Source organism: Thorsellia anophelis DSM 18579 (genome assembly GCF_900111395.1).
GTDB classification, from domain to species: Bacteria; Pseudomonadota; Gammaproteobacteria; order Enterobacterales; family Thorselliaceae; genus Thorsellia; species Thorsellia anophelis.
Genome location: NZ_FOHV01000009.1, coordinates 66,023 through 80,843, shown reverse-complemented (window position 1 = coordinate 80,843; position 14,821 = coordinate 66,023). Strand labels below are relative to the sequence as shown.

Here is a 14,821-nt window from a genome sequence, read left to right as displayed (position 1 = left end):
AACGTATTTATGGTATTAATCATGCTCATATAGCGTACATAAAAGAATACATCACTTTTATAAGCCTATGGTGCATTGTTATCTGAATCACATGAAACGCTTAAGTTATATTGGTTTCAATAAAGCATACAACAAAGCCGCCAATATAAAGGCGGCATTTTACAGTAGTACACTCTGGTTTACTAAAAAAAGTAATACTATTTTACAGTTTTTGTTCCCAAATACGTTGCTGATAATCACGAATTGAACGATCTGAGCTAAAAATACCTACTCTAGCAGTATTCAAAATTGCTTTGCGTGTCCACTCATCTGGTTGACGGAATAAAATATCAACTTCTGTCTGAGCTCTGACATAATCAGCATAATCTGCAAGAACTAAGTAGTGATCGCCATGAATCGTTAAACTTTCAACTAGTGGCATGAAAACTTCAGTATTGCCATCGCTGAAAGTACCGTCAGATAATTCACCTAAAATGGCTTGTAAATCAGAATTTCCATGGACTAAAGCTTGAGGGTTATAACCATAAGTTTTAATCGCTTTAACCTGTTCTACCGTATTACCGAAAATAAAAATGTTTTCTTTACCAACCTCTTGTGCAATTTCAACGTTTGCGCCATCTAAGGTACCTATTGTAAGTGCACCATTTAACGCAAGTTTCATATTACCTGTACCAGATGCCTCTTTTCCTGCAGTTGATATCTGTTCAGATAGATCGGCAGCCGGAATCAGTAATTCTGCCATTGTTACACGATAATCTGGCAAAAATACTACTTTAATCTTATCTTTAATGCTTGCATCATTATTAATTTTTTCAGCAACTTTATTTATCGTATAAATAATATTTTTTGCCAAATAATAGCCAGGAGCGGCTTTTGCTGCAAAGAAAAAGACACGTGGCGCGATATCGAGATCTGGATTTGCTCTTAATTGACGATAGAGCGTCAAAATATAGAGTAATTTAAGATGCTGGCGTTTGTATTCGTGTAGACGTTTTATTTGCAAATCAAAGATTGCCTCTGGATTAATCGTAATCCCTAGTTTTTTCTGAACATAATTAGCTAATTTTTCTTTATTAGCCTGTTTAATGTTGCGATAAGCTTGTCTGAATGATTCATCATCGATGTGGTTTTCTAAATCAGATAGTTTATCTAAGTCAATAGCCCATTCAGTCTTAAGTGTCTTATCAATTAAGGATGAAAGAGCAGGGTTACATTGTTTTAGCCAACGACGAGGTGTGACCCCATTAGTTACATTATGGAATTTTTGTGGCCATAATGAATGATATTCAGGGAAGAGATCTTTAACGACTAAATCAGAATGCAACTGTGCAACGCCATTAACAGCAAAGCTACCAATTACAGAAAGATTAGCCATCCTTAATTGGTGATTATGACAGATGGCAAGTTTATGCCAAACAGCCTCATCCCCAGGCCATTTTGCATTGACAAGTGGTTTGAGGTGATGATCGATTGCGTGCATTAACTCTACATGACGAGGCAATAAGCGGTGAACTAAATGCTCATCCCAGCACTCTAATGCTTCTGGTAATAATGTATGGTTAGTATAAGCAAATATTTTACTAGTAATGGCCCAAGCATCTTCCCAGCTCATATGATGAATATCTAAAAGTACACGTAATAATTCAGGAATAGCAATAGCAGGGTGAGTATCATTAAGTTGAATGACTTCATATTTTGCTAAATCTTTTAATTGACGGCCTAAGGAAAAGTGTTTTTTCAAAATATCCGCAATTGAACAAGCGCAATGAAAATACTGTTGCATTAAACGTAGTTCTTTTCCTGCTTGATGATTATCATTTGGATATAAAACTTTAGTTAACTTTTCAGCATTATTCCCATCAAGCTCGGCATGCAGATAATGGCCCATGTTAAATTCATGTAGATTAAATGGAGAAGGGGTATTGGCTTTCCACAGGCGTAACGGTTGGCTGATACCATTGCGGTATCCAAGTACAGGTAAGTCCCATGCTTCACCATGCAAACTAAAAGATGACACCCATTTTTTTCTACCATCCACATCTGTTTCAACATGGCCACCGAAATTAACAACAACATCATTTTGGGCATTATGTCTAAACCACGGATAGTTATCTCTATTCCAATTATCGGCAGACTCCTGTTGATGACCATCTTTGAAACTTTGTCTGAAAAGGCCATATTGGTAATTAAGACCATATCCCATTGCAGGTTGATTTAACGTAGCCATTGAATCTAAGAAACACGCTGCAAGACGACCTAAACCACCATTACCTAGTGCAGGATCAATTTCTTCATCTAGTAGATCAGCAAGTTCAATGCCATGAGATTTCACAAGCTCAGCAACAGCATCATACCAATCTAAATTTAATAAATTATTGTGAGTTAAACGGCCAATTAAGAACTCCATTGACAGGTAATTAACGTGACGCTTATCACTTTTACTTATTTTTTGTTTTTCAAAGTGTGAAGGCAACAAATTTAGTTGTTCTGAAACTGCTATGCTGACAGCTTCCCACCATTGTTTTTGGTTCATTTCAGTTGCAGCGGACAGACCAAGTTTTTGGTAAACTCTAGCAATAGATGCATTAAACATTTCTTTATTAAAAGAAAGATTAGATTGATTGTTTGATTTATTACTCATGTTGTTATCCTCTTATTAAAGGGAATCCCCTTTTATTAAGTGCTAGCTAAAACGCTAGTTGGGTTTAAAAACAAAAATTAACTTCATGTTTGATATAATCTCAGAATTTAAAAGTAATACATCATCCTTAATAAATATAATAGGGAGGATAAGGGGGGAGGAGAATGAGTATTAAGACAATATTATCTTCTTTTGGGGAATGATTTGACTTTGTCATGGAGTGTTCGTCTGCTATAGATGCACTTACCATGCGTGCCTTATATCCCGTCCTTTAGGGCGCAAATATAAGGCAGCTTTTTATTTAATAGGGTGATTGTTGTTGCATAGTGTGCAAGTTTCGGGATATCCCTAAAAGCTGCACACTGTCGTTACTATAACGAGGGAATGACTTTTGAAGCCATTGTAATGGCGATATCTTTTTTAACTTCGATGACTTCATACGCGCCTTGGTCGTATAAATACTCAATTTCATCTAAATGGCTTCCATAGGTTACAATTTTGACATGACTTGCTAGTGATTTTGTCATTTGCATGATTTGTGCTGTTTCGTATGGATTATCAAGGGTAATAAAAAGCCATTTAGCTTTAGCAATCCCAGATAGTGTGAGTACCTCCTCTGAAATCCCATCACCAAGAATGACATGATGACCTTCCATTTTGAGTAACCTAACTTTCTCTTTTCCATGATCAACAATGACCACTTCTTCATTTGCATCATTGAGCTCTGATAGTAATTTTTGACCAATAATACCATATCCAACAATGACGATATGATCAGAAAACGGCATCATTGGTTGCTGTTTATCAATAGGTTTAGCTGTTTCTTTGCTAGTTGTGTCAGTTAAAGTTGTATTCTTACGTAGACGAGATAAGGCGAATTTATCCGCAATAGTAAATAAAAATGGGTTGATACTGATAGATAAAATTGCGCCTGCCAGCACTAAGTTATGTAATTTACTATCCGCAATACCTAGTGCTAATCCTAGTCCAGCTAATATAAATGCAAATTCACCAATCTGTGCAAGACTAATTGAAACTGTCAGTGCGGTTTCTTTAGAATGTTTAAAAAAACGGACTAAACCATAGGCAATAATTGATTTACCTAATAGAATAATGAACAACGTTCCTATCAGCGCAAATGGAGATTCAAGGATAACAGCAGGATTAAATAACATACCAACGGATACAAAAAAAAGTACAGCAAATGCATCTCTAAGCGGTAGAGTATTGTTCGTTGCTCTGTGTGAAAATTCGGTCCCATTTAAAATGACCCCAGCAAAAAAAGCACCTAAAGCGAATGAAACATCAAATAGTTCTACCGCTCCAAATGCAATTCCAATTGAAATCGCTAGGACTGCTAATGTAAATAATTCATCTGAATCTGTTCTTGCCGCACGTATTAATAACCAAGGAATCACACGCTTGCCAATAATTAGCATAAAAGCAATAAAAGCAATCACCTTTGTTAGCGTAATAATAAGAGAGTAAAGGATTTCTGTGGGTGACACACCTTCTTTTGAAAGCATTTCTGTGATAACAGGAAATAGAACCAGTGCTAAAACCATGACGAGATCTTCAACTACTAACCATCCGATTGCTATTTTTCCCTTTTTAGTCGTAATTAATTGCCTTTCTTCCATCGCCCTTAATAGTACAACAGTACTTGCAGTAGATAAACATAGCCCAAATAGGATCCCTGTTATAAGAGACCATCCAAGCATTTGACCTAAGCAGAAACCGAGTAATGTCGCTGCAGCAATTTGTAATATAGCACCAGGAATTGCAATATGTTTTACGGCTAATAAATCATTAATTGAGAAGTGTAAGCCCACGCCGAACATAAGCATGATTACTCCTAATTCAGCAAGCTGAGGGGCTAATGACAAATCGGCTACATACCCAGGTGTAAATGGTCCAACAATGATTCCGGCGGCAAGATAACCTACGAGTGGTGATATTTTAACTCTATGAGCAAGCATTCCGAGTATAAAAGCTAATACTAACCCACCTACCATGGTGGATATTAAAGGCATGGGTGCATGCATAAAACCTCCTTGTCAAAACAACATAAAATATAATAACTAGCTAATGACATCTTTTATAAAGTATTTTATCCTTAAAATTATGATAAAAGATGCTTGAGATTGTAACGTGGTGGTTTAAAATAATAACATTTATAAAATTATTAGCGTATTTTAGCGCTAGTGTGATGATTCTTATTTAGTCATATGCGTCATTCATTTTTTTTGCGAAAAAAAAGCTGTGATAAATCACAGCTTTTATACGAACGACATCAAGTGAATAATTAAAAACAACTTATTATTGTGTTTTTAAAACCTCTTCACCTAAGTTTTGAGTGCCTGGAACGGATAAACCAGCTTGAGCAGGCGTTTTTATCGACTCACTTTGTGTTTTACTGAGTCTTTTTTGAAGTTCGTAATCTTGTAGCATCGCATTTACACGCTTGCGCTGCTCTTGAAGTTGCTGCTGACTTTGGCTAAGTTGCTGTTTATTTGTAACTGAAGGTACACCTAAACTAACTTGGGTCGCATCACCAAAAATAGGCAGAGTATTAAAAGCTGGGTTTTCAGTAAACTGAATACTTTGCGAATCACTTGGTGCATTAAAATGTTGTACGCCTATGATCACAGCAAAAGCAACAGAAGCCGCGAATCCAAATTGAATAACTTGAGTAGTAAACGGTTTTGCTAGTTTTGTGAGCATAGATCTAGACGTTTTATCAGTATTTTCATTTTTACGAGCATTGCCGGTAAAAATAATCGGTTCATCTTTAAGTTGCTTTGCAACACATTCCGCAATATTAATGTCTAGTAATTGAGTTGCTTCGCCTTTTAAAGCATCACGAACTAGATGATAACGTTGCCATGCACCACGTAAATCCGCATCTTCTTTCATTTGATTGATCAGTGAATGTGCAGTTTCACGACTGTTTAACTCACCATCCATTAATGCCGAAAGAGCTTCTTTTTGCATACTAAAATACCTTTGTTTAGTTAAAATTTTAGTCTCTAGGGTTGTGTCTGGTTAATTATACACATTTTTTCACACTAGAAACGTCATTTTACCGATTTTTTAAATGCGGCAAAATTTGAGTGTCTATGATATCTCGGGCTCTAAATATTCTAGATCGCACGGTACCGACAGGACAATTCATTTTTACTGCAATTTCATCATAACTCATCCCTTCAAGTTCTCTAAGCACGATTGCTACCCTAAGATCGTCTGGTAATGATTGTATGATTGAAAACACTACATCATTTAATTCTTCTGAAATCATTATACTTTCAGGGTTATCAATCTCTTGCATTGAGCTGTTTGACTCAAAAAAGGAGATATCCTGTTCACCCATGTCTATTGCATCAATCGTTCTTTTTTCAGCAGTTAAATGATTCTTGGCTATATTAGATGCTACTCTATACAACCAAGTATAAAAGCTACTATCACCTCTAAATGAGTGCAAAGAGCGGTAAGCTTTTATAAAAACTTCTTGCGTCACATCGGCTATATCACTATAAGGAACATATTTGCTTACGACGCTTGCTACTTTATTTTGGTACCTAATTACGAGAAGATTGAAAGCTTGCTGGTCACCAGCTTGTACTTTTTCGACTAAAATTTGGTCTGTCAATTCTTCGCGTTTCATTTTCTGACATCCTGTGTCTGTACAAGGAACAAAGTCATCGATCACAGATTGAGCATGAAATCATTCCATTTAGTAAGTTTTTTTGGCAAAAAGTTCAATTTATTTAAAAAATATTATGCCAAAAAAAGGATAAAATTACAATTTTAGGTGTCAGATCGATGTAATTAGTTGTTATTTATTGAAATAAAATTAACGAGAGAATTGCTTACTTTCAAATCTTTACAATTGTTTTTTTGAAAAAATTTTCGCTCAGATTAAATCGTTCAACCAACTTACTATTAGTCATACACTATAATTGTTAATAGTCTAAAGCATAACATACTCAAACGTAATTGAGTGTGAATTAGTATATTTCAATATAAAAATAATCCAGGGGTTTATTGTAAGTACATTCATTATTTTGATGTACTGCTCTTTTTGTAATATATAATCGTGGTAATATCAGTACTGTTAGAAATCGAATCACATTAAGATCGCTTTTTAGATTTAACATTGACGTTATAACAAAAAATAAGGTGCTACTAATGCTCAAACCCTTTGTACAAACTAAAAAAGAATTGGAAACTAAGCATATTAAAGTCCTCATTTTAGGATCAGGCCCTGCAGGATATACTGCTGCTATCTATGCAGCTAGAGCTAATTTATCACCTGTATTAATAACAGGTATGGATAAAGGCGGGCAATTGATGACGACTACGGAAGTTGAGAATTGGCCTGGCGATCCAAGTGGACTTCTTGGGCCAGCGCTTATGCAGAGAATGCATGAACATGCTGAAACATTTGATACAGAAATTATTTTTGACCATATTCATCGAGTATCTTTGCAGGAAAAACCGCTGCAACTTTTTGGTGATAATTTCCACTATACTTGCGATGTGTTAATTATAGCAACTGGCGCATCAGCAAAATATATTGGTTTGCCTTCTGAAACAGCTTTTAAAGGGAAAGGGGTTTCAGCGTGTGCGACTTGTGATGGCTTTTTTTATCGAAATCAGAAAGTGGCTGTTGTAGGCGGTGGAAATACAGCAGTTGAAGAAGCGCTATATCTTTCTAATATTGCAAGTGAAGTGCATATTATTCATAGGCGTAACGCTTTTAAAGCTGAGAAAATACTGATTGACAGGTTAAATAAAAAAGTAGCAGAAGGTAAAATCATTCTCCATATGGAATATACGTTACAAGAAGTACTAGGAGATGACTCAGGGGTCAATGGCGTGCAAATAAAACATGTCAATTCAAATGAATTGACCACTTTAAATGTTCATGGTGTGTTCATTGCAATCGGTCATTCACCAAATACACAATTATTTGTCAATCAACTAGAACTCAATAACGGCTATATCAAAGTTAAATCAGGATTAGAGGGATTTGCGACACAAACCTCATTACCAAATGTGTTTGCTGCAGGTGATGTAATAGATCAAATCTATAGACAGGCAATTACCTCAGCTGGCACAGGATGTATGGCCGCGCTAGATGCAGAACGCTATTTGGATACGTTATAAAATGAGTAAAAATATTGAATTATTAATCAATGTCACCCCATCAGAAACTCGTGTTGCTCATATTGAAAGTGGGCTGTTACAAGAAATACATATTGAGCGGGAATCTAAACGTGGAATGGTGGGGAATATTTATAAAGGACGAGTCATCAGGGTACTGCCAGGTATGCAGGCCGCATTTGTCGATATTGGCCTAGATAAAGCTGCTTTTTTGCATGCATCAGATATTATGCCCCATACAGAGTGCGTTGCAGGGGAAGAACAAAAACAGTTTAATGTACATGATATTTCAAAACTAGTGAGCCAAGGTCAGGATGTGACTGTACAAGTTGTCAAAGATCCTTTAGGAAGTAAAGGACCTAGGTTAACAACCGATATTACAGTACCGTGTAGGCATCTTGTTTTTATGCCCGGCTCTTCTCATGTTGGTGTTTCTCAAAGAATTGAGAGTGAAGTAGAGAGAGAACGATTAAAGAAAATTGTTTTACCTTTTTGCGATGAACATGGCGGATTTATCGTTAGAACTGCTGCTGAAGGGGCTGGGGAAGAAGAGCTTCTTCATGATGCTTTATTTTTGAAACGACTTTGGCAAAAAATTTTAGAGCGTAAGCAAAGAAAAGGAACGAGTAAACAACTGTATGCAGAATTACCGCTTGAACAAAGACTTCTTAGAGATTTTTCTACTGGTACGTTAGATAGAATCAGAATAGATTCCAAAACCGCAATGCAAGAATTAGTTAAATTCACAGATGAATACATTCCTGAATTAAGCTCAATAATAGAGCTTTATACAGGCAAGCAGCCAATTTTTGAATTGCACGATGTTGAAAATGAAATTCAACGGGCATTGGATAAAAAAGTATTAATGAAATCAGGTGGTTATTTGATTATCGATCAAACTGAAGCAATGACTACTATTGACATCAATACAGGCGCATTTGTAGGGCATAGGAATCTTGAGGAAACAATTTTTAATACTAATATGGAAGCAACCCAAGTGATTGCAAGGCAACTTCGCCTTAGAAATTTAGGTGGAATAATTATTATTGACTTTATTGATATGAAAAATCCCGAACATCAAAAACGAGTTTTAGCAGCTTTAAATGCAGCATTATCTATCGATAGAGTGAAAACTGTGGTAAATGGATTTTCTCAACTTGGGCTTGTTGAAATGACGCGTAAACGGATCAGAGAAAGTTTAGAGCATGTTTTATGCCAAGAATGCCCTACATGTCATGGTAGAAGTACAGTCAAAAATATTGAAACACTTTGTCATGAAGTGATGCGTGAAGTTGTTAGGATGGATCAGTTGTATCGTGCAGATAGTTTTTTAATTTACGCGTCATCTGAACTTGGGCGTGCATTACAAGCAGAAGAAAGCCATAATTTAGCCGAGCTTGGTATTTTTATTGGCAAGCAAGTTAAAGTTCAAATCGATCCTTTATATTCGCATGAACAGTTTGATGTTGTTTTAACTTAATTGATTTCTTCAAAATTATTAGGTAAAATTGCACTTTATTTTGGCTAGACTGCGAAAAAACTGAGCAGATAAGCATAAAAAATCAAATTAAAGTTTGCGAATTACCTTTATCTCTGTATAATTCGTCGACTTTTTGTGTATTGGTGCGCGAACAGAACTGATAAAAAGACATTAGATTGTCTGCGTACCGATCTTTTAGTAGTTAAATTTACATTTATAGGTGATTAAAAATGAAACGTACTTTCCAACCTTCTAATACAAAGCGTCTTCGTACCCATGGTTTTCGTGCTCGTATGGCAACTAAAAATGGCCGTAAAGTGCTTGCTAACCGTCGTGCTAAGGGCCGCGCACGTTTAACAGTATCTTCAAAATAAGATTATTGTTCCATTTTGTAACTTGCGTTAAGTATATTTTAGCCAAGTGTAAGTTAATTAAGTGTAAATTCACCTAAATATATTAACTTAACTCAAATCGCTGTATAAATTAGGTAAGCTTTTTAGGTTACCTAATTAAAATAGAAATGTTAAACGCAATGCTAGTCGTCAGTGTATTGGTTATTGCACCCATACACTTACCAACGTAAGTTTCAAATTGGTGGTAATTTTAAAGTGGTGAAACTGTCATTCCCTCGGGTGTTAAGGTTATTAGCCCCCACACAATTCAGTCTTGTGTTTCAAAATCCATCACGAGCTGGTACCCCCGAAGTAACTATCCTTGCCCGTAAAAATTCAAATACTCATCCTAGGCTCGGTTTAACTGTAGCTAAAAAACAGATTAAACGCGCACATGAGAGAAATCGCGTGAAGCGTATTGTTCGAGAATCGTTTCGATTGATACAGCACGATTTACCGGCAGTAGACTTTGTGGTAATTGTGAAAAAACCAGCTGAAAAGCTATCTAATGATGAATTAAGAGTAATATTGGATAAATTATGGCGTCGTCACCGTCGTTTGGCGCAAAATGCTTAATTGTGGTTATTAAAGGTTATCAGTATATTATTAGCCCATTACTTGGCCCGTCATGCCGATTTCATCCAACCTGTTCTCATTATTCAATAGAGGCAATAGAAAAATTCGGATTTGTTAAAGGGTTTTTATTGTCTTTAAAACGGATATTTAAATGCCATCCGTTACACCCAGGGGGAGATGACCCAGTGCCAAATCACCCCGTAACGAATGAACAGAAAAAAAAGCGCACTGACAAGTCAGATACTAATTAGTCTAATCAGTAGGAGAGAATTGTAAGCTATGGAACAACAACGTAATCTTTTTTTGATTGCCTTTCTTGTTGTCACCTTTTTGGTTTGGAAAGCCTGGACGGATGATGAAGCGAAAGCCCTCAATCAAGCAGCGATAGTCACAAGTGCACCGGCAGATCCATTGCTTGCTGCAAAAACAGACGGTAAGCTCATTACAGTCACAACAGACGTTTTAAGATTGACAATTAATACCAGCGGTGGTGATATTGTTCAAGCATCTTTGTTGAATTATCCTGAAGCATTACATTCCGATACTCCGTTTAATTTACTGACGACATTACCAGGATATACCTATCACGCACAAAGTGGACTAACAGGACCTGATGCTATTGATACCAATAAGGGTAGAGCACAATTTGAAGTAGCTCAGTCAAGCTTTGATCTTAAAGAAGGTCAAGACACGCTTGTTGTACCGATGACGTTTAGAAATACAAACGGGGCCGAGTTTACGAAAACCTTTACTTTTAAACGTGGACAATATGTTATAAATGTTGATTATTTAGTTGATAATACGACAACAACTCCCCTTAATTTAAAACTGTATGGTCAACTACAACAATCGATTTCATTACCAGCAGGGCGCGAAGGTGAAAGTGATAATTTTGCATTGCACACCTACCGCGGAGCTGCGTACTCAACTGTTGATGATAAATATAAAAAGTATGGTTTTGGTGATATAGAAGATGCCAAATTAAATATTGAAACACAAGGTGGATGGATTGCGATGTTGCAACAATATTTTGCGACAGCATGGATCCCATCTGAAACTGATAGAAATACATTTTCAACCTATTTTAATAGAGATACCGGTATTGCCTCTATCAACTTTGTGGGGACACCTGTAGAAATTTCTCCTGGTCAAAGCCATACTTTTTCTTCTAAATTATGGGTAGGACCAGAGTTACAAGAAGAAATGGCATTAGTTGCTAAACATCTAGATTTGACAGTTGACTATGGTTGGTTATGGTTTTTATCTCAACCTTTATTCCATCTCCTTAAGTTCATCTATGGATTCGTTGGTAATTGGGGTTTTGCAATTATAGGAATCACCTTTATAGTGCGCGGTGTCATGTATCCATTAACCCGTGCTCAATACACTTCTATGGCTAAAATGAAACTATTGCAACCGAGAATTCAAGAAATGCGTGAGCGTTTTGGAGATGATCGTACTCGCATGAGCCAAGAAATGATGAAGTTGTATAAAGAAGAAAAAGTTAATCCTCTAAAAGGATGTTTACCAGTTATTATTCAGATGCCAATTTTCTTATCACTTTATTATATGTTGATGAGCTCTGTTGAACTGCGCCATGCTGAGTTTATTTTCTGGATACAAGATCTTTCTGCGCGCGATCCTTACTTTATCTTACCTTTGTTAATGGGGCTGACTATGTTCTTCATTCAGAAGTTCTCCCCAACAACTGTAACTGATCCTATGCAACAAAAGATTATGACTTATATGCCTGTTATCTTTACCGTATTTTTCTTATGGTTCCCATCAGGTCTAGTATTATATTATACTGTGAGTAACTTAGTGACGATTATTCAACAACAATTGATTTATCGTGGGCTTGAGAAACGTGGGCTACATGTACGTGAGAAAAAAGTAAAATAACAGTAATCACTTTTTGAAACGGTCTTTTTAGACCGTTTTTTTTGCGCGTAATATTCATCAGAAATTAAATAAAGATTATTACTAAACTATTTCAAGTTTAAATCCTAAGTGATAGGATATTAATTTGTTAGCATTCCTTTGACTGAGGATTTTGAATGAATTTTTTAGCGCATGTTTATTTATCTGATGATATACCGAAGCGGCAGATCGGAAACTTTATTGCTGATGCAGTCAAGGGGCAATTGTACCAAGCGTATGAAGACGAAATCCGGTTAGGAATTTTATTACACCGTAAAATAGATACGTTTACAGATGCTCACCCTTTTTTCAGGCAAAGTGTAAGGCGCTTATTTGATAAGTTTAGACACTTTAGTCCAGTGATTGTTGATATGTTTTTTGATCACTTTCTTGCTAAGCACTGGCATAAATTTCACTCGGTGCCTTTAGAGCAATTTGTTGATAGTTTCTACACATCGCTTAAACAACATGAATCGGTATTGCCAGAGAGAACACATAGAATGTTACCTTTTTTGTTTTCAGAAAATTGGTTGTGCCAATATCAAGATGTACTTGGCTTAAAAACAATATTAATACAAATGGATAAGCGTACACAGAATAAATCAATGATGCGCTTTGCAACTGAATCACTCGAAACTGATTACGAATCTTATCAAGCTGATTTTTTTAATTTCATGCCAGAAATACAGCAATTTGTTGCAAATACACTAGATGAAATTAAGCATAATATTAAATGCAATAATGTAAATTAAATAATAGGATACACAATATGCAAACGGTAAACCCTCAAAATGTAACTGAATTGAGCGCAATTATGAGGATTTTGGGGAATTTATATTATAGGCACCCAAGTTCACAAGAATTAAGTGGGTTATATGACTTAATTAAAACAGGTAAACTCTATGACTCTTGGCCAATAGAACAAGCGGAGCTTTTTAAACGGTTAGAAAAACATCCCCTTACTGAGATTGCAAAGGCGTATGATGATTTGTTTAATGAAAGACTTTCCCTTCGCTTGACACCAGAGTTGAGTGAAAAATATCAAACGCTTACAATCGAACAGATAAAAGAAATCGTTGCAACGATAGATATGCCCGTGACCGAGACAACTGACTATGCACATTATGGATTTCATTGGCTTATACTTGCTTGGATTGAAACAACTTTATATCATAAACAATCTGAAGAAGTAGAAGATGAACGTGTGGAAGAATTACAAGAGTTAATGAATTGTGTGTTCAGTGAACTCATTGAGCCATTTAGTCTAGGTATTTTAGGTAAAATCGAAGCTTATACAGATCATGACTTTTACAAAGTTGTCGCCATGATAACAAGAGAAGTGATTGTTGAAATTAATATTATTTTGACAGAGTTAGAGCAAGAAAATTCGTAATTATTTGAGTCAATATCGCTTAAGTCAAGCGTAAGACGATTATTTAACAACTATGAACGAGCGCTGTAAAGGCTCTGCGGACCATTTATTGACAATTTAAGGAGTCAGTATGCATCAAGTATTTAATTTTAGTGCCGGACCTGCAATGTTACCAGAAGCGGTATTAGAAAAAGCACAAGCTGAATTACGTAACTGGAACAATCAAGGCACCTCAGTGATGGAAGTTAGCCACAGAGGCAAACCTTTTATGGAAATTGCAGCAAAAGCAGAGCAAGATCTACGCGAGTTGATGAATATACCGAATAATTACAAGGTGCTTTTTGCTCATGGTGGCGCTAGAGCACAATTTGCGGCAATCCCCCTTAATTTATTAGGTTTGAAGACTACTGCTGATTATATTGATGGAGGATACTGGGCACATAGTGCAGTTGAAGAAGCTCAAAAATACTGTAAGGTCAATGTGATTGATATTAACCATGTCCACCCAGATGGCATGCGTGGTGTGAAGCCGATGCGCGAATGGCTATTAACAGATGAAGCTGCTTATGTTCATTACTGCCCAAATGAAACTATTGATGGAATTGCAATTCATGAACAGCCTGATTTTTCTGGAAAAATTGTTGTGGCGGATTATTCTTCATCAATTTTATCGCGTGAAATTGATGTCAGTCGGTATGATGTTATTTATGCTGGCGCACAAAAAAACATTGGCCCTGCAGGTCTGACCATCATCATTATAAAAGAAGATTTACTTGATAGGGCTAACTCTGTTACTCCCTCTATTTTAAATTATAAAATCCTTGCTGAAAATGATTCGATGTTTAATACTCCGCCGACTTTTGCTTGGTACTTATCTGGTTTGGTGTTTGAATGGTTGAAAGAAAACGGTGGTATTAAAGCGATGGAAGCACGTAATGAAGCTAAACAAGCATTGCTTTATAAAGCTATAGATTCCAATGATTTTTATATCAACAGAATCTGCGCGAATAATCGTTCATGGATGAATATCCCGTTCCAATTAGCTGACAGTAAACTTGATGAGTTATTCTTAAAAGAAGCAGAAGCATCTGGCTTACAAGCTCTTAAAGGGCATAGAGCATTAGGCGGGATGCGTGCCTCTATTTATAATGCAATGGGGCTTGAAGGCGTGCAGGCATTATGTGACTTTATGGATGTGTTCGCTAAAAAACATGGCTAATTATCATGACTTCGCCAGCTATTTGGGTTAAGCAGATCTAAAAAGAAGTAGGGCA

Annotated in this window: 13 protein-coding genes; 9 read left to right on the top strand and 4 right to left on the bottom strand. The window is 36.2% G+C overall.

The window, feature by feature from the left end:
• Positions 1-202: 202 nt before the first annotated feature.
• From malP to rpoE, 4 genes are all read right to left on the bottom strand, one after another.
• The gene (gene malP, locus BMW37_RS07295; protein WP_093319149.1) at positions 203-2,641 is read right to left on the bottom strand and encodes a maltodextrin phosphorylase; all 2,439 of its coding nucleotides are present in this window, start codon (positions 2,639-2,641) and stop codon (positions 203-205) included.
• 371 nt (positions 2,642-3,012) lie between these two features.
• Entirely contained in the window at positions 3,013-4,686 is a 1,674-nt protein-coding gene (gene ybaL, locus BMW37_RS07290; RefSeq protein WP_093319147.1) for a YbaL family putative K(+) efflux transporter, read from the bottom strand.
• Between the two features lie 274 nt (positions 4,687-4,960).
• Positions 4,961-5,635 carry an RseA family anti-sigma factor gene (locus tag BMW37_RS07285; protein ID WP_093319144.1) on the bottom strand — a complete coding sequence of 225 codons (675 nt, stop codon included), beginning with the start codon at positions 5,633-5,635 and terminating at the stop codon, positions 4,961-4,963.
• 88 nt (positions 5,636-5,723) lie between these two features.
• Positions 5,724-6,305: an RNA polymerase sigma factor RpoE gene (rpoE, locus tag BMW37_RS07280; RefSeq protein WP_093319142.1), complete on the bottom strand. Its 582-nt coding sequence runs from the start codon at positions 6,303-6,305 to the stop codon at positions 5,724-5,726.
• A 524-nt stretch (positions 6,306-6,829) separates the two neighbouring features.
• On the opposite strand from rpoE, the gene trxB reads away from it, so the two are divergent.
• From trxB to serC, 9 genes are all read left to right on the top strand, one after another.
• Positions 6,830-7,810, top strand: coding sequence for a thioredoxin-disulfide reductase (gene trxB, locus BMW37_RS07275; RefSeq protein ID WP_177168612.1), 981 nt, complete (start codon positions 6,830-6,832; stop codon positions 7,808-7,810).
• 1 nt (position 7,811) lies between these two features.
• A complete protein-coding gene (gene rng, locus BMW37_RS07270; RefSeq protein ID WP_093319139.1) occupies positions 7,812-9,287 on the top strand; it encodes a ribonuclease G in 1,476 nt (491 codons plus the stop codon).
• Between the two features lie 230 nt (positions 9,288-9,517).
• Complete coding sequence (rpmH, locus tag BMW37_RS07265; RefSeq protein ID WP_093319135.1) at positions 9,518-9,661, top strand: 50S ribosomal protein L34; 144 nt, start codon at positions 9,518-9,520, stop codon at positions 9,659-9,661.
• A gap of 234 nt (positions 9,662-9,895) precedes the next feature.
• A complete protein-coding gene (gene rnpA / locus BMW37_RS07260; protein ID WP_093319235.1) occupies positions 9,896-10,255 on the top strand; it encodes a ribonuclease P protein component in 360 nt (119 codons plus the stop codon).
• Positions 10,219-10,506 (top strand): membrane protein insertion efficiency factor YidD, encoded by a 288-nt coding sequence (gene yidD / locus BMW37_RS07255; RefSeq protein WP_093319133.1) that lies wholly within the window; start codon positions 10,219-10,221, stop codon positions 10,504-10,506. The genes rnpA and yidD overlap by 37 nt, the downstream gene beginning before the upstream one ends.
• Positions 10,507-10,534: 28 nt before the next feature.
• A complete protein-coding gene (gene yidC, locus BMW37_RS07250; RefSeq protein WP_093319130.1) occupies positions 10,535-12,157 on the top strand; it encodes a membrane protein insertase YidC in 1,623 nt (540 codons plus the stop codon).
• A 155-nt stretch (positions 12,158-12,312) separates the two neighbouring features.
• A complete protein-coding gene (locus BMW37_RS07245; protein WP_093319127.1) occupies positions 12,313-12,927 on the top strand; it encodes an acyl carrier protein phosphodiesterase in 615 nt (204 codons plus the stop codon).
• Between the two features lie 17 nt (positions 12,928-12,944).
• Positions 12,945-13,568: a hypothetical protein gene (locus BMW37_RS07240; protein WP_093319125.1), complete on the top strand. Its 624-nt coding sequence runs from the start codon at positions 12,945-12,947 to the stop codon at positions 13,566-13,568.
• A gap of 109 nt (positions 13,569-13,677) precedes the next feature.
• Positions 13,678-14,766, top strand: a complete 1,089-nt coding sequence (gene serC, locus BMW37_RS07235) for a 3-phosphoserine/phosphohydroxythreonine transaminase (RefSeq protein ID WP_093319121.1) — start codon at positions 13,678-13,680, stop codon at positions 14,764-14,766.
• Positions 14,767-14,821 lie beyond the last annotated feature (55 nt).

What these genes read in the sequence shown, in the direction of transcription:
- malP (WP_093319149.1), bottom strand. Translation starts at nt 2,641, where the DNA reads ATGAGTAATAAATCAAACAATCAATCTAATCTTTCTTTTAATAAAGAA.
- ybaL (WP_093319147.1), bottom strand. Translation starts at nt 4,686, where the DNA reads ATGCATGCACCCATGCCTTTAATATCCACCATGGTAGGTGGGTTAGTA.
- BMW37_RS07285 (WP_093319144.1), bottom strand. Translation starts at nt 5,635, where the DNA reads ATGCAAAAAGAAGCTCTTTCGGCATTAATGGATGGTGAGTTAAACAGT.
- rpoE (WP_093319142.1), bottom strand. Translation starts at nt 6,305, where the DNA reads ATGAAACGCGAAGAATTGACAGACCAAATTTTAGTCGAAAAAGTACAA.
- trxB (WP_177168612.1), top strand. Translation starts at nt 6,830, where the DNA reads ATGCTCAAACCCTTTGTACAAACTAAAAAAGAATTGGAAACTAAGCAT.
- rng (WP_093319139.1), top strand. Translation starts at nt 7,812, where the DNA reads ATGAGTAAAAATATTGAATTATTAATCAATGTCACCCCATCAGAAACT.
- rpmH (WP_093319135.1), top strand. Translation starts at nt 9,518, where the DNA reads ATGAAACGTACTTTCCAACCTTCTAATACAAAGCGTCTTCGTACCCAT.
- yidD (WP_093319133.1), top strand. Translation starts at nt 10,219, where the DNA reads ATGGCGTCGTCACCGTCGTTTGGCGCAAAATGCTTAATTGTGGTTATT.
- yidC (WP_093319130.1), top strand. Translation starts at nt 10,535, where the DNA reads ATGGAACAACAACGTAATCTTTTTTTGATTGCCTTTCTTGTTGTCACC.
- BMW37_RS07245 (WP_093319127.1), top strand. Translation starts at nt 12,313, where the DNA reads ATGAATTTTTTAGCGCATGTTTATTTATCTGATGATATACCGAAGCGG.
- BMW37_RS07240 (WP_093319125.1), top strand. Translation starts at nt 12,945, where the DNA reads ATGCAAACGGTAAACCCTCAAAATGTAACTGAATTGAGCGCAATTATG.
- serC (WP_093319121.1), top strand. Translation starts at nt 13,678, where the DNA reads ATGCATCAAGTATTTAATTTTAGTGCCGGACCTGCAATGTTACCAGAA.